Annotated in this window: 13 protein-coding genes, 1 pseudogene and 1 CRISPR repeat array; of the genes and pseudogenes, 11 read left to right on the top strand and 3 right to left on the bottom strand. The window is 50.1% G+C overall.

Annotation, left to right across the window (positions count from 1 at the left end):
* Positions 1 to 42 precede the first annotated feature (42 nt).
* Positions 43 to 738 (bottom strand): aquaporin Z, encoded by a 696-nt coding sequence (aqpZ, locus tag BEG40_RS08115; RefSeq protein WP_010347562.1) that lies wholly within the window; start codon positions 736 to 738, stop codon positions 43 to 45.
* Positions 739 to 1,163: 425 nt separating this feature from the next.
* Here aqpZ and BEG40_RS08110 point away from each other — a divergent pair, with 425 nt between their 5' ends.
* On the top strand, positions 1,164 to 2,822 hold the full coding sequence (locus tag BEG40_RS08110) for an ATP-dependent endonuclease (protein WP_000599824.1): 1,659 nt from the start codon (positions 1,164 to 1,166) through the stop codon (positions 2,820 to 2,822).
* Here the strand turns inward: BEG40_RS08110 and BEG40_RS08105 are convergent.
* Positions 2,819 to 3,775, bottom strand: coding sequence for a VirK/YbjX family protein (locus BEG40_RS08105; protein WP_157945271.1), 957 nt, complete (start codon positions 3,773 to 3,775; stop codon positions 2,819 to 2,821). The genes BEG40_RS08110 and BEG40_RS08105 overlap by 4 nt on opposite strands.
* 150 nt (positions 3,776 to 3,925) lie before the next feature.
* Here BEG40_RS08105 and macA point away from each other — a divergent pair, with 150 nt between their 5' ends.
* Together macA and macB are read left to right on the top strand one after the other, a co-directional pair.
* A complete protein-coding gene (gene macA, locus BEG40_RS08100; RefSeq protein ID WP_000797455.1) occupies positions 3,926 to 5,041 on the top strand; it encodes a macrolide transporter subunit MacA in 1,116 nt (371 codons plus the stop codon).
* Positions 5,038 to 6,984 carry a macrolide ABC transporter ATP-binding protein/permease MacB gene (gene macB, locus BEG40_RS08095; RefSeq protein WP_105285201.1) on the top strand — a complete coding sequence of 649 codons (1,947 nt, stop codon included), beginning with the start codon at positions 5,038 to 5,040 and terminating at the stop codon, positions 6,982 to 6,984. Before macA ends, macB begins: the two co-directional genes overlap by 4 nt.
* Before the next feature lie 72 nt (positions 6,985 to 7,056).
* Here macB and cspD read toward each other — a convergent pair whose 3' ends face one another.
* On the bottom strand, positions 7,057 to 7,281 hold the full coding sequence (gene cspD, locus BEG40_RS08090; RefSeq protein ID WP_000410785.1) for a cold shock-like protein CspD: 225 nt from the start codon (positions 7,279 to 7,281) through the stop codon (positions 7,057 to 7,059).
* Positions 7,282 to 7,430: 149 nt separating this feature from the next.
* On the opposite strand from cspD, the gene BEG40_RS22065 reads away from it, so the two are divergent.
* The 8 genes and pseudogenes from BEG40_RS22065 (at position 7,431) to csy3 (ending at position 19,156) form a co-directional block, all read left to right on the top strand.
* A complete protein-coding gene (locus BEG40_RS22065) occupies positions 7,431 to 7,505 on the top strand; it encodes a hypothetical protein (protein ID WP_212741843.1) in 75 nt (24 codons plus the stop codon).
* Positions 7,506 to 7,603: 98 nt separating this feature from the next.
* Positions 7,604 to 7,924 (top strand): ATP-dependent Clp protease adapter ClpS, encoded by a 321-nt coding sequence (gene clpS, locus BEG40_RS08085; protein WP_000520781.1) that lies wholly within the window; start codon positions 7,604 to 7,606, stop codon positions 7,922 to 7,924.
* A 30-nt stretch (positions 7,925 to 7,954) separates the two neighbouring features.
* Positions 7,955 to 10,231 (top strand): ATP-dependent Clp protease ATP-binding subunit ClpA, encoded by a 2,277-nt coding sequence (gene clpA / locus BEG40_RS08080; protein ID WP_000934072.1) that lies wholly within the window; start codon positions 7,955 to 7,957, stop codon positions 10,229 to 10,231.
* A 225-nt stretch (positions 10,232 to 10,456) separates the two neighbouring features.
* Positions 10,457 to 11,205: a CRISPR direct-repeat array (repeat unit 28 nt; unit sequence GTTCACTGCCGTACAGGCAGCTTAGAAA).
* Positions 11,206 to 11,375: 170 nt separating this feature from the next.
* Positions 11,376 to 12,359 (top strand): type I-F CRISPR-associated endonuclease Cas1f, encoded by a 984-nt coding sequence (gene cas1f / locus BEG40_RS08075; RefSeq protein ID WP_000097884.1) that lies wholly within the window; start codon positions 11,376 to 11,378, stop codon positions 12,357 to 12,359.
* A complete protein-coding gene (cas3f, locus tag BEG40_RS08070) occupies positions 12,356 to 15,589 on the top strand; it encodes a type I-F CRISPR-associated helicase Cas3f (RefSeq protein WP_105285200.1) in 3,234 nt (1,077 codons plus the stop codon). Before cas1f ends, cas3f begins: the two co-directional genes overlap by 4 nt.
* A 328-nt stretch (positions 15,590 to 15,917) precedes the next feature.
* Complete coding sequence (gene csy1 / locus BEG40_RS08060) at positions 15,918 to 17,225, top strand: type I-F CRISPR-associated protein Csy1 (RefSeq protein WP_105285199.1); 1,308 nt, start codon at positions 15,918 to 15,920, stop codon at positions 17,223 to 17,225.
* The gene (csy2, locus tag BEG40_RS08055; RefSeq protein ID WP_000120896.1) at positions 17,222 to 18,145 is read left to right on the top strand and encodes a type I-F CRISPR-associated protein Csy2; all 924 of its coding nucleotides are present in this window, start codon (positions 17,222 to 17,224) and stop codon (positions 18,143 to 18,145) included. Before csy1 ends, csy2 begins: the two co-directional genes overlap by 4 nt.
* Before the next feature lie 10 nt (positions 18,146 to 18,155).
* Positions 18,156 to 19,156 (top strand): annotated as a pseudogene (csy3, locus tag BEG40_RS08050) (type I-F CRISPR-associated protein Csy3).
* Positions 19,157 to 19,162: the final 6 nt, after the last annotated feature.

Raw genomic sequence — 19,162 nt, 5'->3', positions numbered from 1 at the left:
CTTAAAAAAAGGCCTGACATTGCGTCAGGCCTTCTGCGCTAATTAATCACGTTTTTCCAGCAGAGTACGGTAAATCAGACCACCGATAATACCGCCGACAATTGGCACCACCCAGAAGAACCACAGTTGTTCTAGTGCCCAACCGCCCTGGAAGATGGCAACCGCAGTACTGCGCGCCGGGTTAACGGAAGTGTTAGTTACCGGAATACTGATTAAGTGAATCAGCGTTAATGCCAGACCAATGGCAATGGGTGCAAAACCCGCCGGAGCGTATTTGTCAGTTGCACCGTGGATCACCAGCAGGAAACCCGCACTCAGTACCAGTTCAACCACCAGTGCAGAAAGCATGGAATAACCGCCCGGTGAATGCTCGCCATAACCGTTCGAAGCAAAACCGCTGGCTGCCGCGTCAAATCCAGCTTTGCCGCTGGCAATTAAATACAGCAGTGCCGCCGCAACAATACCGCCGACAACCTGGGCAATCACATAGCCAACGACTTCTTTTGCCGGGAAACGACCGCCTGCCCATAAACCAATAGTGACAGCCGGGTTAAAATGACCACCAGAAATATGACCAACAGCGAAGGCCATGGTCAGTACGGTCAGACCAAAAGCCAGCGCGACACCAGCAAAACCAATGCCTAATTCCGGGAACGCCGCCGCCAGCACTGCGCTACCGCAGCCACCAAATACAAGCCAGAAAGTACCAAAACATTCAGCTGCTAATTTTCTGAACATATCCACCTCAATTAAAAATTGACCCTGTGAAAAATATGGTCGTTTTATAGGGTCGTCGTAAAAAAGTGACGACAGAAATAATGCGTGGGTATTTTAAAAACGAAGGCGACTCATTCGCCAGATAAATAAATCCAGTAATTTTGATTTAGGGCAATAGTCAGTTCCCTCATATAGTCATTTGCCTGATTGACATTGTAGTGCAAACAACTGAATTAAGCCTTTGGAGGTGATAAAAATAATTCATAATGTAATTATTTGATTTCATTGTTTTTTTTCAGGGAGAGCGTCAAGAGGTGGCATAACACAATTATTCGCTCATTTTTCAGACATTTGCCATGCTTAATTGTGATGACATCACGTATTGCCACGGCCTTTCTCGTTATACTGCCGGAGTAAAAGATAAATAACATATTTCTGGAGGGGATATGATTCTTGAGCGCGTTGAAATTGTGGGTTTTCGCGGCATTAACCGATTGTCATTGATGCTGGAACAAAACAATGTCCTGATTGGGGAGAACGCGTGGGGTAAATCCAGCTTGCTGGATGCCTTAACCCTGCTGTTATCGCCAGAGTCAGATCTCTACCATTTTGAGCGCGACGATTTCTGGTTTCCGACGGGAGATATCAATGGGCGGGAACATCATCTGCATATCATTTTGACCTTCCGTGAATCGCTGCCAGGCCGGCATCGGGTGCGCCGCTATCGTCCGCTGGAAGCGTGCTGGACGCCGTGCGCCGATGGTTATCACCGTATTTTTTATCGCCTGGAAGGGGAGAGTGCGGAAGACGGCAGCGTGATGACACTCCGCAGTTTTCTCGATAAAGACGGACATCCGATTGATGTCGAGGATATTAACGATCAGGCACGCCATCTGGTGCGTTTAATGCCAGTGCTGCGCTTGCGTGATGCCCGTTTTATGCGCCGTATTCGTAGTGGCACGGTGCCAAATGTCCCCAATGTGGAAGTCACCGCACGCCAGCTCGATTTCCTCGCCCGTGAGTTATCCTCGCATCCACAAAATCTCTCTGATGGGCAGATTCGTCAGGGACTTTCGGCAATGGTGCAACTGCTTGAGCATTATTTCTCCGAGCAGGGAGCCGGACAGGCGAGATATCGTTTAATGCGGCGGCGAGCCAGCAATGAGCAACGAAGCTGGCGCTATCTGGATATCATCAACCGGATGATTGACCGGCCCGGAGGTCGTTCGTATCGGGTTATTTTGCTTGGCCTGTTTGCCACTTTATTGCAGGCAAAAGGGACATTGCGGCTGGATAAAGACGCCCGTCCATTATTGCTGATAGAAGATCCAGAAACCCGTTTACACCCCATTATGCTTTCAGTTGCCTGGCATCTGCTGAATCTTCTGCCATTGCAGCGTATTGCTACCACCAACTCTGGCGAACTGCTTTCGTTAACGCCGGTAGAACATGTTTGCCGCCTGGTGCGTGAATCTTCTCGCGTTGCCGCCTGGCGTCTGGGGCCGAGTGGCTTGAGTACCGAAGACAGCCGACGCATCTCCTTTCATATTCGTTTTAACCGTCCGTCATCGCTGTTTGCCCGTTGCTGGCTGCTGGTGGAAGGGGAAACAGAAACCTGGGTTATTAACGAACTGGCGCGTCAATGCGGGCATCATTTCGATGCCGAAGGGATTAAGGTCATTGAATTTGCCCAGTCCGGGCTAAAACCGCTGGTCAAATTTGCCCGGCGGATGGGGATTGAATGGCATGTGCTGGTCGATGGCGATGAAGCCGGGAAGAAATATGCCGCTACGGTGCGCAGCCTGCTGAATAACGATCGGGAAGCTGAACGAGAACATTTAACGGCGTTACCGGCGCTGGATATGGAACATTTTATGTATCGCCAGGGGTTTTCCGATGTGTTCCATCGTGTGGCGCAAATCCCGGAAAACGTGCCGATGAATCTGCGCAAAATTATCTCGAAGGCGATCCATCGCTCTTCCAAACCCGATCTCGCCATTGAAGTGGCAATGGAGGCCGGACGTCGTGGGGTGGAGTCCGTGCCGACGCTGCTGAAAAAAATGTTTTCACGCGTGCTGTGGCTGGCGCGCGGTCGGGCAGATTAACCGCGAAACATTGTTGTCATCTGTGGCTGAATGGCGTCGAGCATCTCATAGCGTCGACGGTATTCAGCTCGTTTTTTACTGGCGATTTCGGCAATCTCTTTTCGTGCTATCTGTGCCGGAAGGCGGTAATGGTGTTCAGCATCACATACGCCGCCAACCGATTCCCAGAAAGCGTTGTAATCAGCATGGATCTTGCCTTCTTTATCGCGATAACGCAGGCTGCGGTAAATATGCGTTTCATTACTGACGGCAATGATCTGCTCTACCTGTAAACGTTGGGCAAACAGGCAGGCCGCTTCCATCACGAGGCGTTTTGGAAATAGCCCGTGACAGGCTTTCGTCGCATTCTGGATTTCCTGATGCGGAATTTCCCATTTCGCACCTTGCAGTCCGCCAATAAACATCGTTCTTTTCCCCTGATATTCACACAGGGTAAAAGTGATCTCCGCCAGAGGAATACCCTCACTGTTACGGAACAGGATTGTGCTGTCACCTTCTTTATCCATTGAGATCATCATGGTCAGCTCAAGCGTGAACTGCTCGCCGTTTTTGCCTTCCAGCTTCGCCAGTTGCAGGCCGGGGGTATTCAAATATAAGCTGAATTCTTCTGCCGACATACACGCACGCAGCAATGCATAATGGTAACGTAGCGCCTCGAGTAATTGCTTACGGTTAAGATTGGCGGCAAGGTAAGGACGATGCAGACGAACAGGCAGTCGCGGCTGGCGTGTTAACAGCGTATTGAGATTAGGCCAGTGGGATAGTTCGTTCATCCACTCAACGCTTAAGCGCGGCATAATCAACGAGCGCAGCAAAAATTTCTGACGAAAGCTACGTCGGTGCCAGAATTTACCTGGTCGACACTGTCCGCGTGCCAGATTAAGAAAAAGAGACAGGCTGCTGAGAGATTCAGATGGCGTAAAGGACCGTTCAGTTAGCTGCGACATATTCATGAAATCAATGGTTATACATGACGCCGATTTCACCATTGCGTATCTTAACCAAACATCAATAGTGTGATTACTAACGTAAATTTTAGGGTTTTGTTGATATTTCGTTGAAGTTGATGACCCGGATTGGCATATGGAGTATTCAGAATATTTATGAAAAATCGGAGAACCGTGAAGAAACGTTACGTTATTGCGCTGGTGATAGTCATCGCCGGGCTGATTGCGTTATGGAGAATTCTCAACGCGCCCGTGCCGACTTATCAGACACTGATTGTGCGCCCCGGTGATTTGCAGCAAAGCGTACTGGCGACCGGAAAGCTGGACGCGCTGCGTAAGGTTGACGTGGGCGCGCAGGTCAGCGGTCAGTTGAAAACGCTGTCGGTGGCGATTGGCGATAAAGTTAAAAAAGATCAGCTTTTAGGGGTTATTGATCCTGAACAGGCAGAAAACCAGATCAAGGAAGTGGAAGCCACACTGATGGAGCTACGCGCGCAGCGGCAGCAGGCGGAAGCGGAGCTGAAACTGGCGCGGGTGACGTATTCACGTCAACAACGTCTGGCGCAAACGCAGGCGGTTTCACAACAGGATCTCGACACCGCCGCGACGGAGATGGCTGTGAAACAGGCGCAAATCGGCACTATTGACGCGCAAATTAAGCGCAATCAGGCCTCTCTCGACACAGCTAAAACTAATCTCGATTACACCCGCATCGTGGCTCCAATGGCCGGGGAAGTCACGCAAATCACCACTCTGCAAGGTCAGACGGTGATTGCCGCACAACAAGCACCGAACATTCTGACGCTGGCAGATATGAGCACTATGCTGGTAAAAGCGCAGGTTTCTGAAGCGGATGTTATCCACCTGAAGCCGGGGCAAAAAGCCTGGTTTACGGTGCTTGGCGATCCGCTGACGCGCTACGAAGGGCAGATTAAAGATGTGCTACCGACGCCGGAAAAGGTTAACGATGCCATTTTCTACTATGCCCGCTTTGAAGTGCCAAACCCCAATGGTTTGCTGCGGCTGGATATGACGGCGCAGGTGCATATCCAGCTCACCGATGTGAAAAACGTGCTGACGATCCCTCTGTCAGCGTTAGGTGATCCGGTTGGCGATAATCGTTATAAGGTCAAATTGTTGCGTAATGGTGAAACACGCGAGCGTGAAGTGACGATTGGCGCACGTAACGATACCGATGTTGAGATTGTAAAAGGGCTGGAAGCGGGCGATGAAGTGGTGATTGGTGAGGCCAAACCAGGAGCTGCGCAATGACGCCTTTGCTCGAATTGAAGGATATTCGCCGCAGCTATCCCGCTGGGGATGAGCAGGTCGAAGTGCTGAAGGGCATCAGCCTTGATATTTATGCCGGTGAGATGGTGGCGATTGTCGGCGCTTCGGGTTCCGGTAAATCGACCCTGATGAATATTCTCGGCTGCCTAGATAAGGCCACCAGCGGCACCTATCGCGTAGCCGGTCAGGATGTTGCCACACTGGACGCCGATGCGCTGGCGCAACTGCGCCGCGAGCATTTCGGCTTTATTTTCCAGCGTTACCATTTGCTTTCGCATTTAACCGCCGAGCAGAACGTTGAAGTTCCCGCCGTCTATGCCGGTCTTGAGCGAAAACAGCGACTGCTGCGTGCCCAGGAGTTGCTGCAACGACTGGGGCTGGAAGACCGTACAGAGTATTACCCGGCACAGCTTTCGGGTGGTCAGCAACAGCGCGTCAGTATCGCGCGGGCATTGATGAACGGCGGTCAGGTAATACTTGCCGATGAACCGACAGGCGCACTGGACAGCCATTCTGGCGAAGAGGTCATGGCGATCCTGCATCAGTTGCGCGATCGCGGGCACACGGTGATTATCGTCACCCACGATCCGCTGGTCGCGGCCCAGGCCGAGCGGGTGATCGAAATTCGCGACGGCGAAATCGTGCGCAATCCGCCCGCTATTGAAAAGGAGAATGTTGCTGGCGGGACGGAGCCTGTAGTCAAAACGGCGTCTGGCTGGCGGCAGTTTGTCAGCGGTTTTAACGAGGCGCTGACGATGGCGTGGCGGGCGCTGGCAGCGAATAAAATGCGTACCTTACTGACCATGCTGGGGATTATTATCGGTATTGCGTCGGTGGTTTCTATTGTCGTAGTGGGCGACGCCGCCAAACAAATGGTGCTGGCGGATATTCGTTCTATTGGTACGAATACTATTGATGTCTATCCCGGGAAAGATTTTGGCGATGACGATCCGCAATATCAACAGGCGCTAAAATACGACGATTTAATCGCTATTCAAAAACAACCGTGGGTCGCCTCTGCCACCCCCGCTGTCTCGCAAAACCTGCGCCTGCGTTATAACAATGTTGATGTTGCTGCCAGTGCCAACGGCGTGAGCGGCGATTATTTCAATGTCTATGGCATGACCTTCAGCGAAGGGAACACCTTTAATCAGGAGCAACTTAACGGTCGCGCGCAGGTCGTCGTTCTCGACAGTAATACCCGCCGTCAGCTTTTCCCGCATAAAGCGGATGTGGCTGGCGAGGTGATTCTGGTTGGTAATATGCCAGCGAGGGTCATCGGCGTGGCGGAAGAAAAACAGTCGATGTTTGGTAGTAGTAAAGTGCTGCGCGTGTGGTTGCCTTACAGCACGATGTCCGGGCGAGTTATGGGACAGTCGTGGCTTAACTCAATTACCGTAAGAGTGAAAGAAGGCTTTGACAGCGCCGAGGCGGAACAGCAACTGACGCGTTTGTTGTCGCTGCGTCACGGCAAAAAGGATTTCTTCACCTGGAACATGGACGGCGTCTTGAAAACCGTTGAAAAGACCACACGTACTCTACAACTGTTTCTGACGCTGGTAGCGGTGATTTCGCTGGTGGTCGGAGGCATTGGTGTAATGAACATTATGCTGGTGTCAGTGACCGAGCGAACGCGGGAAATTGGCATTCGCATGGCTGTAGGGGCGCGAGCCAGCGATGTACTGCAACAGTTTCTGATCGAAGCCGTGCTGGTTTGTCTGGTGGGCGGTGCGTTGGGGATCTCTCTTTCGCTGTTAATCGCTTTCACCTTGCAGCTTTTTTTACCCGGCTGGGAAATTGGCTTTTCTCCGTTGGCGCTGCTGCTGGCGTTTCTTTGCTCGACCATTACCGGGATTTTATTCGGCTGGCTGCCTGCGAGAAATGCGGCACGGCTGGATCCAGTGGATGCTCTGGCGCGAGAGTAGTATTTGAGATAAAAATGCCAGCCGATCGGGCTGGCATTTTGCCTGTAGGATGTACACAATGAGACAGAAGAGCTATGCGACTGCCGCTTCTACTTCGACGGGCACAATAACACTGGCATGATTGCCTTTTGGCCCCTGGTGGACATCAAACTGAACGGATTGCCCAGCTTTTAGCGTTCTGTAACCATCCATCTGGATGGTGGAATAATGAGCGAAAATATCTTCGCCGCCGCCTTCAGGGCAGATGAAACCAAACCCTTTGGCATTGTTGAACCACTTAACAGTACCCTTTTCCATGCTTCGACATCCTTCGCAAATCTTATACAAGTAAGATGGAATAAACCGGGGTCAGAGAGGGGGCAGTTCAAAACCTCGCCAACTCTAGAAATACAATTTAGAGAAATAGGGCGAGTCGTCAAGCGTTTGACAGGGGCCAGGGGGTAGGTATGCATCAAAAATTTGAAGCAGTTAACGCTATTGACAGTAATGTGACTGATGTCGCTGATGCCAACGATAGATGATACTTATCTATTATGTGGAGTAGATTGGTCAGGCAAATAAGCTCTTGTCAGCGGCAGAGCGTTCTGCCGATAACCGTAACCGAAGATGATAACTGACAATGGGTAAAACGAACGACTGGCTGGACTTTGATCAACTGGCGGAAGAAAAAGTGCGTGACGCGCTAAAACCGCCATCTATGTATAAAGTGATATTAGTCAATGATGATTACACTCCGATGGAGTTTGTTATTGACGTGTTACAAAAATTCTTTTCTTATGATGTAGAACGTGCAACGCAATTGATGCTCGCTGTTCACTACCAGGGGAAGGCCATTTGCGGAGTCTTTACCGCCGAGGTTGCAGAAACCAAAGTGGCGATGGTGAACAAGTACGCGAGGGAGAACGAGCATCCATTGCTGTGTACGCTGGAAAAAGCCTGAATGCAGGCATAAAAATTGGGGGAGGTGCCTATGCTCAATCAAGAACTGGAACTCAGTTTAAACATGGCTTTCGCCAGAGCGCGCGAGCACCGTCATGAGTTTATGACCGTCGAGCACTTGTTACTGGCATTGCTCAGTAATCCGTCTGCTCGGGAGGCGCTGGAAGCATGTTCCGTGGATCTGGTGGCGCTCCGTCAGGAACTGGAAGCCTTTATTGAACAAACCACACCCGTTCTGCCTGCCAGTGAAGAGGAGCGCGACACGCAGCCGACGCTGAGTTTTCAGCGTGTACTGCAACGTGCGGTCTTCCATGTTCAGTCCTCCGGTCGCAGTGAGGTTACCGGTGCGAATGTTCTGGTTGCTATCTTTAGCGAACAGGAGTCACAGGCGGCGTATCTGTTGCGCAAACATGAAGTCAGCCGTCTCGATGTGGTGAACTTTATTTCTCATGGCACGCGTAAAGACGAGCCATCTCAGTCTTCTGAACCCGGAAACCAGCCGAGCAGTGAAGAACAAGCTGGTGGGGAGGACCGTATGGAGAATTTCACGACTAACCTGAACCAGCTTGCACGCGTGGGAGGAATCGACCCGTTGATTGGTCGTGAGAAGGAACTGGAGCGCGCCATTCAGGTTCTCTGTCGCCGCCGTAAAAACAACCCGCTGCTGGTCGGGGAGTCTGGCGTCGGTAAAACCGCGATTGCGGAAGGTCTTGCCTGGCGTATTGTTCAGGGCGATGTACCGGAAGTGATGGCTGACTGTACGATTTACTCCCTCGATATCGGTTCTCTGTTAGCGGGCACCAAATATCGCGGCGACTTTGAAAAACGTTTCAAAGCATTGCTTAAACAACTTGAGCAGGATACAAACAGCATCCTGTTTATTGATGAGATCCACACCATCATCGGCGCAGGTGCAGCCTCTGGCGGTCAGGTGGATGCAGCTAACCTGATCAAGCCGTTGCTCTCCAGCGGTAAAATTCGCGTGATTGGTTCGACGACGTATCAGGAGTTCAGCAACATTTTCGAGAAAGACCGTGCTCTGGCGCGTCGCTTCCAGAAAATTGATATTACTGAACCGTCGATCGAAGAAACTGTTCAAATCATCAACGGCCTGAAACCGAAGTATGAAGCGCACCACGACGTGCGTTATACCGCGAAAGCGGTGCGTGCGGCGGTAGAGCTGGCGGTGAAATACATAAACGATCGTCATCTGCCGGATAAAGCGATTGACGTTATCGACGAAGCGGGCGCTCGTGCACGCCTGATGCCGGTAAGCAAGCGCAAGAAAACGGTCAATGTGGCGGATATTGAATCCGTGGTGGCTCGTATTGCACGTATTCCAGAGAAGAGCGTTTCTCAGAGTGACCGTGATACGCTGAGAAACCTCGGCGATCGCCTGAAAATGCTGGTCTTCGGTCAGGATAAAGCCATTGAGGCGCTTACCGAAGCCATCAAGATGGCGCGTGCGGGTTTGGGTCATGAACATAAACCTGTCGGTTCATTCCTGTTTGCCGGTCCAACCGGGGTCGGGAAAACCGAGGTGACGGTACAGCTTTCGAAAGCTTTAGGTATTGAGCTTTTGCGCTTTGATATGTCCGAGTATATGGAACGTCATACCGTCAGCCGTCTGATTGGTGCGCCTCCGGGGTATGTTGGTTTTGATCAGGGTGGTCTGCTAACCGATGCGGTGATCAAACATCCGCACGCGGTGCTGCTGCTGGACGAAATCGAGAAAGCGCATCCGGACGTGTTCAACATTCTGTTGCAGGTGATGGACAACGGCACGCTGACCGATAACAACGGACGCAAGGCAGACTTCCGTAACGTGGTGCTGGTGATGACCACCAACGCCGGGGTACGTGAAACCGAGCGTAAATCCATTGGCCTTATCCACCAGGATAACAGCACCGACGCGATGGAAGAGATCAAGAAGATCTTTACGCCGGAATTCCGTAACCGTCTCGACAACATTATCTGGTTCGATCATCTGTCAACTGACGTGATCCATCAGGTGGTGGATAAATTTATTGTCGAGTTGCAGGTTCAACTGGATCAGAAAGGTGTTTCTCTGGAAGTGAGTCAGGAAGCGCGTAACTGGCTGGCTGAGAAAGGTTATGACCGGGCAATGGGTGCACGTCCGATGGCACGCGTCATTCAGGACAACCTGAAAAAACCGCTCGCTAACGAACTGCTGTTTGGCTCGCTGGTGGACGGCGGCCAGGTCACCGTTGCACTGGATAAAGAGAAAAATGAGCTGACCTACGGGTTCCAGAGTGCGCAAAAGCACAAGGCGGAAGCAGCGCATTAATCTGATGGTGTAAAGCCTTTTAAGTAGGTTGATAAAGTCCGTAATCCTGTATGGGGTTACGGACTTTTTTCTTTGTGAGGTGAGGGCGGTTGTAACCCTAATTTTTATGGTTACTGTAACTTATTGATAATTAATGCTGCTGGAAGGTAAGGATAAAAAAGGGTAGCAGCAGGGAAATTAGATAGTTTTACTTTATTAACAACGGGCTAAACGTGTAGTATTTGAGTTCACTGCCGTACAGGCAGCTTAGAAAATTGCCTGACGGGTAATCAAAATGCCGTGGAAGTTCACTGCCGTACAGGCAGCTTAGAAAATCAAAAATCCGCACAACTACATTAAGTTTTGGTTCACTGCCGTACAGGCAGCTTAGAAAGGACGCGCTGACCTGCTATCAGAACAATCCGAGTTCACTGCCGTACAGGCAGCTTAGAAAAGAGATGAAACAAAGCTGGTGGTCACAGATTCGTTCACTGCCGTACAGGCAGCTTAGAAAGAGAACAGCCAGATGCTATGGGATTCAGAAATGTTCACTGCCGTACAGGCAGCTTAGAAATGAAACAGTACGCTAATAGATCCCAGATCACCGTTCACTGCCGTACAGGCAGCTTAGAAAATTCATCATCGTATAAATCTTTCATAGCCACCGTTCACTGCCGTACAGGCAGCTTAGAAAAAGCGATTATGAGTCATGCGATAAATAGTTACGTTCACTGCCGTACAGGCAGCTTAGAAAGCCCCGCCGGAGACGGGGCGGCAGCAAGGGAGGTTCACTGCCGTACAGGCAGCTTAGAAAAAGATAAGAGGCAAAGCGTTCAGTGGCATCATGTTCACTGCCGTACAGGCAGCTTAGAAAACCGAAACAGCCATGACCTGGCTTAAAGATCATGTTCACTGCCGTACAAGCAGCTTAGAAAGCGAACGTCAAAAAGAACTGGTGGCAGCAGGCGTTCACTGCCGAACAGGCAGTTTCACAATACGATAATGGTAGACGTTTGGTCATATCATGACGCTCTCAACTTCAAAACATTAGTCTTAGCACACAATAACAATTGTAATAATTGCGACAGAAATCAATTTCCTGCATAGAAATCAATGTTGTACTAATCCTAACGCCTTCAAACAAAAATAATCACAGGATGTGTTTATGTCTTCAAATTACCTTACTCCTTCTGACCTCAAAACCATTCTCCACTCCAAACGCGCCAATATTTATTATCTGGAAAAATGCCGGGTGCAGGTGAATGGGGGGCGGGTGGAGTATGTTACCAGTGAAGGTAAGGAGTCGTACTACTGGAATATCCCTATTGCGAATACCACGGCATTAATGTTGGGGATGGGAACTTCCGTTACCCAGGCGGCGATGCGTGAATTTGCCCATGCGGGGGTGATGGTAGGATTTTGTGGTACGGATGGCACACCGCTTTACTCCGCCAATGAAGTAGATGTTGATGTCTCCTGGCTCAGCCCACAAAGCGAATATCGTCCTACCGAGTACCTTCAGCAATGGGTTTCTTTCTGGTTTGTTGAAGACAAACGACTTGCCGCCGCGAAACGCTTTCAGTTAATCCGCCTGACACATATTGATAAGCACTGGAGCAGCGCGAAAATGCAGCGTGAACACGCATTTCAACCTGATGCTAATGCGCTCCAGGCCCTGCTAAATCGTACTCGTGAAGAAATAGACGCGGCAGAAAACCATACGCAGCTTATGCTCGTAGAGGCGAAATTGACCAAAGCACTCTACAAAATGGTGAGCCAAACCGTGGGTTATGGCGATTTCACCCGCGCAAAACGGGGCGGTGGGATTGATATGGCCAACCGCTTCCTCGATCAAGGGAATTATCTGGCCTATGGCCTGGCGGCAGTGGCTGCGTGGGTAACAGGTATCCCACACGGTTTAGCGGTAATGCACGGTAAAACACGTCGCGGTGGGCTTGTTTTTGACCTTGCCGATCTGATTAAAGATGCCCTTGTTATGCCACAAGCATTTATCGCCGCAATGGCGGGAGAAGATGCTCAGGCGTTTCGTCAACGCTGCATCAATATCTTTCAACAAGCGGATGCGCTGGATGTCATGATCACCTCTCTGCAGGAAACAGCCCAGGCACTGGCTAAGGCTGACCAATGAACGTTCTGATCATTTCGCGCTGCACAAAAAATGCCCGCGTGGAGAGTTGCCGTATTATTGATCAGTTTGCCGAACGCACAGGTGATGCCGCATGGCAAACGGTGATTACTCAGGAAGGTGTTAACACTTTACGCCGTTTACTGCGCAAAACGGCAAGACGAAATACAGCGGTTGCTTGTCACTGGCTGAAGAAGAATGGGCAAACGGAGCTGATGTGGATTGTCGGCAATATTCGTCGCTTTAATGCTCAAGGCCGCGTTCCCACAAATCGAACAACGCAAACCAGCCTGGTGAACAAAGAAGAAAATCGCTGGCAGTGCGCGGAAAGCATTGCGCTGCTGGCGGCTATTGCTGGGTTATTTCATGATTTTGGTAAAGCAGGACGCAGCTTTCAGCAAAGCCTGACCAAAAAGAGTGCACGAAGTTATCAACCCTATAGGCATGAGTGGATTTCGCTGCGGCTTTTTCAGGCTTTTGTCGGTAAGCAGTCAGATGATGTATGGCTGGAAAAACTCGGGGAATTAACGGCTGATGATGAAACCGCGATTCTTGAGTGCCTGCAAAAAGACACGCCTCATTTTTCCAATAGCCCATTCAGTTCGCTGCAACCATTCGCCAAAACGGTGGGCTGGTTGATCCTTTCCCATCATCGAATGCCGGAGAATCTTTCGCCACAACAGGAACAATCATGCAAAGGCTGTGAAAGTTGGCTGGAGAAACAACTCAATGCTGACTGGAATGCCGTTAACCACCGTAAGAATGACTGGTCACCTCAGGATTTCGAGCAAGTCTGGCAGTTTCCGTCAGGAACGCCGCTTCAAAGCGCGAGCTGGCGAGAAAAAGCGCGCCAGATTGCCCGTCGGGCGCGTAACGCAGTCGCTTTAAAGGAATGGGGGCTGATGGAGCAACTGTTTCCATTACATATGGCGCGTTTTTGCCTGATGCTTGCTGATCACTACTATTCATCTAACGACGCGCAGCAAAAATGGCAAGATCCGAATTATATCGTCTGGGCAAATAGCGATCGGCAGAGCGGCACGCTCAAACAACGGGTAGATGAGCATCTTGTGGGCGTTGCGCATCATGCGTATTTGCTTGGGCGGCAACTGATGCACACACGGGCATCGCTTCCGGCAATTGCCCGACATAAAGGTTTTAACCAGCGAGCTACAGATGCGAAATATCGCTGGCAGGACAAAGCCTGGGATGTGGCGCGTGCGTTACGTGAACGCAGTCGGGAAGATGGTTTTTTCGGTGTCAATATGGCCTCGACGGGGTGCGGTAAAACCTTTGCTAACGCCCGCATTATGTATGCGCTTGCTGATGAGCGTGAAGGGTGTCGTTTTACCATTGCATTGGGATTACGTACGCTGACCTTACAAACGGGTGACGCTCTGCGCAGCCGGCTTGGATTGGGTGAGGATGAGCTGGCAGTACTGATTGGTTCGGCGGCAGTCAAACAACTCTGGCAGCAGGAAAAAACAGACAATGATTGCGGAAGTGCTTCGCAAGAGTCGCCAGCAGAGGAGCAACAGTTTGTTAAATACGAAGGTAGTCTTCATACCGGCGCGCTGGAAAAATGGTTGAAGGATGACAGCAAACTTAAAGAGCTAGTAAGCGCCCCAATTCTGGTAGCGACGATTGATCATCTTATTTCCGCGACCGAAGGTGTACGCAGCGGGAAACAGCTTCCGGCGATGTTGCGTCTGTTAACCAGCGATTTAGTGCTCGACGAACCTGACGATTTTGATATTGCCGATCTTCATGCGGTATGTCGTCTGATGAACTGGGCTGGAATGCTGGGGACGCGGGTATTACTTTCTTCCGCGACGTTGCCGCCAGATCTGATTCAGGCTCTGTTCGCGGCTTATCTTGCCGGGCGCAAAATGTGGCAGGCGTCATGCGGTACGAACGGCAGACCCGTTAATATCTGCTGTGCCTGGTTTGATGAAAAAGATGCCGATGCCACACAAATTGGTGATGGCGCTACTTTTCGTGAGACGCACAAAAAGTTTGTTGCGCGACGAGCGTTAATGTTGGCTGAAAAAGAACGACTGCATTTCGGGCGTATAGCTTCGATTTCATCCCCATCAAGCGCGATTCAGGATGTTATCGAAAGCGTGGCTCACACGGTACATGAGCAAATGCTGAAGTTGCATCAGGCGCATCGCCAGCAACACGAAAGCGGCAAAACTGTTTCGCTGGGTCTGGTGCGCTTCGCCAATATTAATTCTCTGGTCGCGGTGGCCAAAGCTCTGATTACCATTCCTTCACCAGAAAATGTCTGCATTCATTATTGCGTTTACCACTCCCGACATCCGCTGGCGGTACGTTCAAATATTGAGAAGCGGCTGGATCGCGCTTTTACTCGTCATAGAGAAGATGATTTCTGGAAAAACGAGGATATCGCTGAAGCCTTACATAAAAGTCCGGAATCGCACCATATTTTTGTGGTGTTGGGCACATCGGTTATAGAAGTGGGGCGTGACTGGGATGCGGACTGGGGAATTATCGAACCGAGTTCTATGCGTTCGATTATTCAATTTGCCGGACGTATTCAACGCCACCGCAGAAATGTGCCAACCAGTGAGAATCTGGTTATTTTGCGGAGCAATATCAAAGCATTGCAGAAAAAATGCCCCGCATTTTGTAAACCGGGTTTCGAAACAAAAGATCGCGTGCTGAATAGCCATGATATTTGCGAGCTGATGCCACTCACGGACTACCGGACGATTAATGCCTTACCACGGATCTTACCTGCCAATAATGAAAATAAACTGGCGGAACTTGAGCATAGTCGTTTATTCACCGAGTTGATGAGTAGTAAAAGCAAACATGTGGTAGCTGCGCAATGGTGGCGCGCACCACTAAGCTGGAACGGCTGGATGCAGCGCCAGACGCCTTTTCGTTATTCGTCGTTACCGGAAGCGGTGTTTTTTCTGCATATGGATGACGAAGAAAGAAAAGCGAGTTTCTATTCCCGCATGGGCGACAACGAGCGTAAAGAGCAGGGGAATTTCAAACGAGAAGAAGTGATATGCGCCAGCGGCGTTGCTTGTTGGGGCATGATGGATTACCAACAAGTTTTGTTGGATCTGGCTGTTGAGCACAGTTGTGAGATTAATCGTGTTGGGGAAAGGTTTGCTGAAGTGAGAGTACCCGTCTGTGACGAAGATGCGCTCAACGGCTGGCATTATCACCCATGGTTAGGGGTGTTTCGCGCCCCGTGAAGGGGCGCGAGCTGCCTGTACGGCAGTTTACAAGTCCGTATCCGGAGATACATCTATTTCTAAGCTGCCAACGGCAGTGCGTGAATATTAATCTCGAAACTATTATGTTTCAAATGATTTATTCATGGTAATATAACTTTGGTTTATTGCATTGGGTTTGGCTAGATTAATGCGTAGATACATCTAGGTGAACTATCCATGATTATCACCACGGGTGTTGTCCCTTTTGCTGTATGCGTCGTTGTACTGAAGCCATGTTGAGCTACGGAGATTTTTCAGTGAAGTTAGGGAGCAACTTTAATTTGATGGATTAACGAAAGGAGCCGAGATGGAAAAAACGGCGCTAATACAATTTATTACTGATTACATCGCTTCGCGAAGGCAACCCAAAATCGATGCCTTTGAAAAAGAAGCAGCAAAGAGGCTGGAGCAGGGCGATGATGTCAGCGCCATCGCTCAGGAACGGCAGGAACTTGAAGCACGCTACCTGCCTCGTAACTGGTTAACGGATGCGGCGAAGCGTGTTCGTTCTATAAGGATAATCTCCCACGGGGCAAAATATAGTAATGGTGACTCCAAAGCATATGGACGTTATTTGGAGAAATTCGTCAGCGAGGGATATTTAAATACAGCATCACTGGCAATTATTAAAGAGGATGCTGAAGGCAACGCTGCATTTTATGATGTTGCAAAAATACTCCTAACAGATGTTCACGGTGATTCGTTACTCGCCAGCTTAAAACGTGGCGATTATCAATCATTAAATGCCTTTGCGTTGGATGATGAACAACTAAAACAATGGGTTGAATGCTTTAGTCAAGCATATGCATCGGAGTGGATAAAAGCGCACAAACTATCGAAGCAAATCTATTTCCCTGTCGATGATGGCTATCACCTGTTATGCCCGCTGTTTTCCAGTTCACTGGCGCAGGCGATGTATGAAAAGCTAACCGCTGTGCGTTTTAGCGAGGAATCGAAAGCCATTCGCGATGCTCGCAAGGCAGGTAAATGGCACTCACAGCCAGATATTCGTTTCCCTAATCTTGCTGAGATGCATTTTGGCGGCACAAAACCGCAGAATATTTCTCTGCTCAACAGTGTTCGTGGTGGTCGTATTTGGTTGCTGCCATCAATGCCCCCCACCTGGTCGACGCAGGAGCGCGCACCACAAAACATGCGCAGTATTTTTGCCTTACGCGGCGATTTCAATCGCTCAGCTTCGGGCACTATCGCCAGGATGACCTACTTACTGAAAGTTGACATAAACAATGTTCATATCCGTACTGCGCGCGCGAAATATATTGATGAGTTGATAGATTTGCTGTTCATGCAGGCATCCTCTTTTCAGCAAGAAAAATGGCAGGGGTGGTCAGCACAATCACCAGACTTACCACGTCACCAGCAGCTTTGGCTGGACCCGTGGCGAAGCCTGTCAGATGAGGCTTTCAAACTGGAGCGTGAGAAAAACGACTGGCAGAGAACCGTCGCTGATGACTTCGCGCGCTGGCTGAACTATCGCCTGAAAAAAGCAAGTTTCGATGTGGGAGCCGTCGAGCAAAGAGAGTGGCGTAGTCAGTCCCTGTTCACTCAACGGATGCGTGAAATGGAAGCCGTTTTGCAGGAGGCGCTGAAATGAGTTATCTGCTCTTGTTACCCCATATACGCATAGAAAACGCTAACGCCGTTTCCGGGTTGACCTGGGGATTCCCGGCGATGACCCATTTTCTCGGCTATGTTCATGCGCTTTCTCGCAAAGTGGTGGATGAATTTGGCGTAAGTTTTGCCGGTTGCGCAGTCGTTAGCCATGAACAGCATATTCAGGCGTACAGTTCCGGGCGCGATTTTCAGTTCGCTCTCACCCGTAACCCATTAACCAAAGAAGGTAAAACTGCCTCGTTCAATGAAGAGGGGCGTATGCACCTGACGGTTTCTCTACTTGTTGAATGTAATGGCGAAATTACTAATGGTGAATACGGTAGAAAAGCCCTGTGTGATCATCTGAAAGTGCTTTGCCAGAGCCACAAACTGGCGGGTGGCAGCATTGTCAGTATGCGCGATCCGCAGCTTTTTCATGCACCTGAAGATGAAAAGCAACTGCGTAAAATCATCTGGCGTTTAATGCCGGGTTACGCGCTTTACGATCGCAGCGAATGGCTGGCTGAACATCACCAACAACATCCTGATATATCGTTGCTTGATGCCTGGCTCGATTTCGCCGCCATTAAATATCAGGCCGAATCTCCGGCAGAAGACAACAGCGCAAAATGGACATACCAGCCGAAGCCGATGCCCGGTTTCCTGGTACCGTTAATGTGCGGTTACCAACGTATATCTCCTGTTTACGCCCCCGGTGAAGTTGAAAATGCGCGCGACACCGTGACGCCATTTGCTTTTGCCGAAGCCGTTTATGGAATTGGTGAATGGCGCGGATTACATCGCATCACTGACCTGCAACCGCTGATGTGGCGCTACCGTACAACGGACACCGGCTACTATTGCTCGGCAATACCACTCGTTGACGACCCTATAACTCATGAAGATGACGATTCAGAATAAGGACATAATTATGGCAAAGGCTCCTGTAGCAATAAAAACAGCATCGGTACTGGCATTTGAACGCAAACTGGCAACATCCGACGCGGTGATGTATGCAGGTAACTGGCAAGGAAATGAATGGCAACCCATTGAGATTCAGGAGAAAGCGGTTCGCGGAACCATCTCTAATCGCCTGAAAAACACGATTGCCAGCGACCCCACAAAACTGGACGCTGAAATCCAAAAAGCCAACTTGCAGCGGGTAGATGTGGCCTCGCTTCCGGTAGATGCGGATACGCTAAAAGTGGTGTTTACGCTGCGAGTGCTGGGTAATTTATCTTCACTTCAGTATGTAATGATATGGCTTACCAGGAGGCGCTTTCCGGGGTCATTGAAGGTTACATCAGTGAACATGGCTTTAAAGAGCTGGCGTTACGCTATGCGCTGAATCTGGCAAATGGCCGTTTTCTGTGGCGCAACCGCATTGGCGCTGAGCAGATCCAGGTGAAAGTTACTGCTAATGATATTTCATGGACTTTTAACAGCCATGACTTCTCTTTACGTCAATTTGACCAGGAGCAGGCAGCGGTCACGCAGCTGGCGACCATCATAGAACAAGGGTTAAGCGGAAAAGAGTGGGTCATGCTTACCGTTGAAGCGCAAGTTCGCCTCGGTGCCGGGCAAGAAGTCTTCCCGTCACAGGAACTGGTGCTCGACAGCAACAGTAGCAAAAGTCGCGTGTTGTACCAGGTTGCAGGCATTGCCGGTATTCACTCCCAAAAAATTGGCAACGCTTTACGTACCATTGATACCTGGCATCCGAAGGTTGATGAGCTGGGAGCTATCGCTGTGGAACCTTATGGTTCTGTAACCAGTCGCGGTGTCGCTTGCCGTCAACCAAAAGAAAAACTCGATTTTTATACCTTACTGGATAATTGGGTGACTAAAGGCGTCAAACCGGAAGTTGATCAGCAGCACTACGTGATGGCTGTCTTGATCCGTGGTGGTGTTTTTGGTGAGAAAGCGGAATAAGGAGCT

The organism is Escherichia sp. MOD1-EC5495, assembly GCF_002965965.1.
GTDB lineage: Bacteria > Pseudomonadota > Gammaproteobacteria > Enterobacterales > Enterobacteriaceae > Escherichia > Escherichia ruysiae.
This window is presented reverse-complemented; position numbering and strand designations above follow the sequence as displayed.

Coding starts and splice junctions, on each gene's coding strand:
- aqpZ (WP_010347562.1), bottom strand. CDS start 738: ATGTTCAGAAAATTAGCAGCTGAATGTTTTGGTACTTTCTGGCTTGTA.
- BEG40_RS08110 (WP_000599824.1), top strand. CDS start 1,164: ATGATTCTTGAGCGCGTTGAAATTGTGGGTTTTCGCGGCATTAACCGA.
- BEG40_RS08105 (WP_157945271.1), bottom strand. CDS start 3,775: ATGAATATGTCGCAGCTAACTGAACGGTCCTTTACGCCATCTGAATCT.
- macA (WP_000797455.1), top strand. CDS start 3,926: ATGAAAAATCGGAGAACCGTGAAGAAACGTTACGTTATTGCGCTGGTG.
- macB (WP_105285201.1), top strand. CDS start 5,038: ATGACGCCTTTGCTCGAATTGAAGGATATTCGCCGCAGCTATCCCGCT.
- cspD (WP_000410785.1), bottom strand. CDS start 7,281: ATGGAAAAGGGTACTGTTAAGTGGTTCAACAATGCCAAAGGGTTTGGT.
- clpS (WP_000520781.1), top strand. CDS start 7,604: ATGGGTAAAACGAACGACTGGCTGGACTTTGATCAACTGGCGGAAGAA.
- clpA (WP_000934072.1), top strand. CDS start 7,955: ATGCTCAATCAAGAACTGGAACTCAGTTTAAACATGGCTTTCGCCAGA.
- cas1f (WP_000097884.1), top strand. CDS start 11,376: ATGTCTTCAAATTACCTTACTCCTTCTGACCTCAAAACCATTCTCCAC.
- cas3f (WP_105285200.1), top strand. CDS start 12,356: ATGAACGTTCTGATCATTTCGCGCTGCACAAAAAATGCCCGCGTGGAG.
- csy1 (WP_105285199.1), top strand. CDS start 15,918: ATGGAAAAAACGGCGCTAATACAATTTATTACTGATTACATCGCTTCG.
- csy2 (WP_000120896.1), top strand. CDS start 17,222: ATGAGTTATCTGCTCTTGTTACCCCATATACGCATAGAAAACGCTAAC.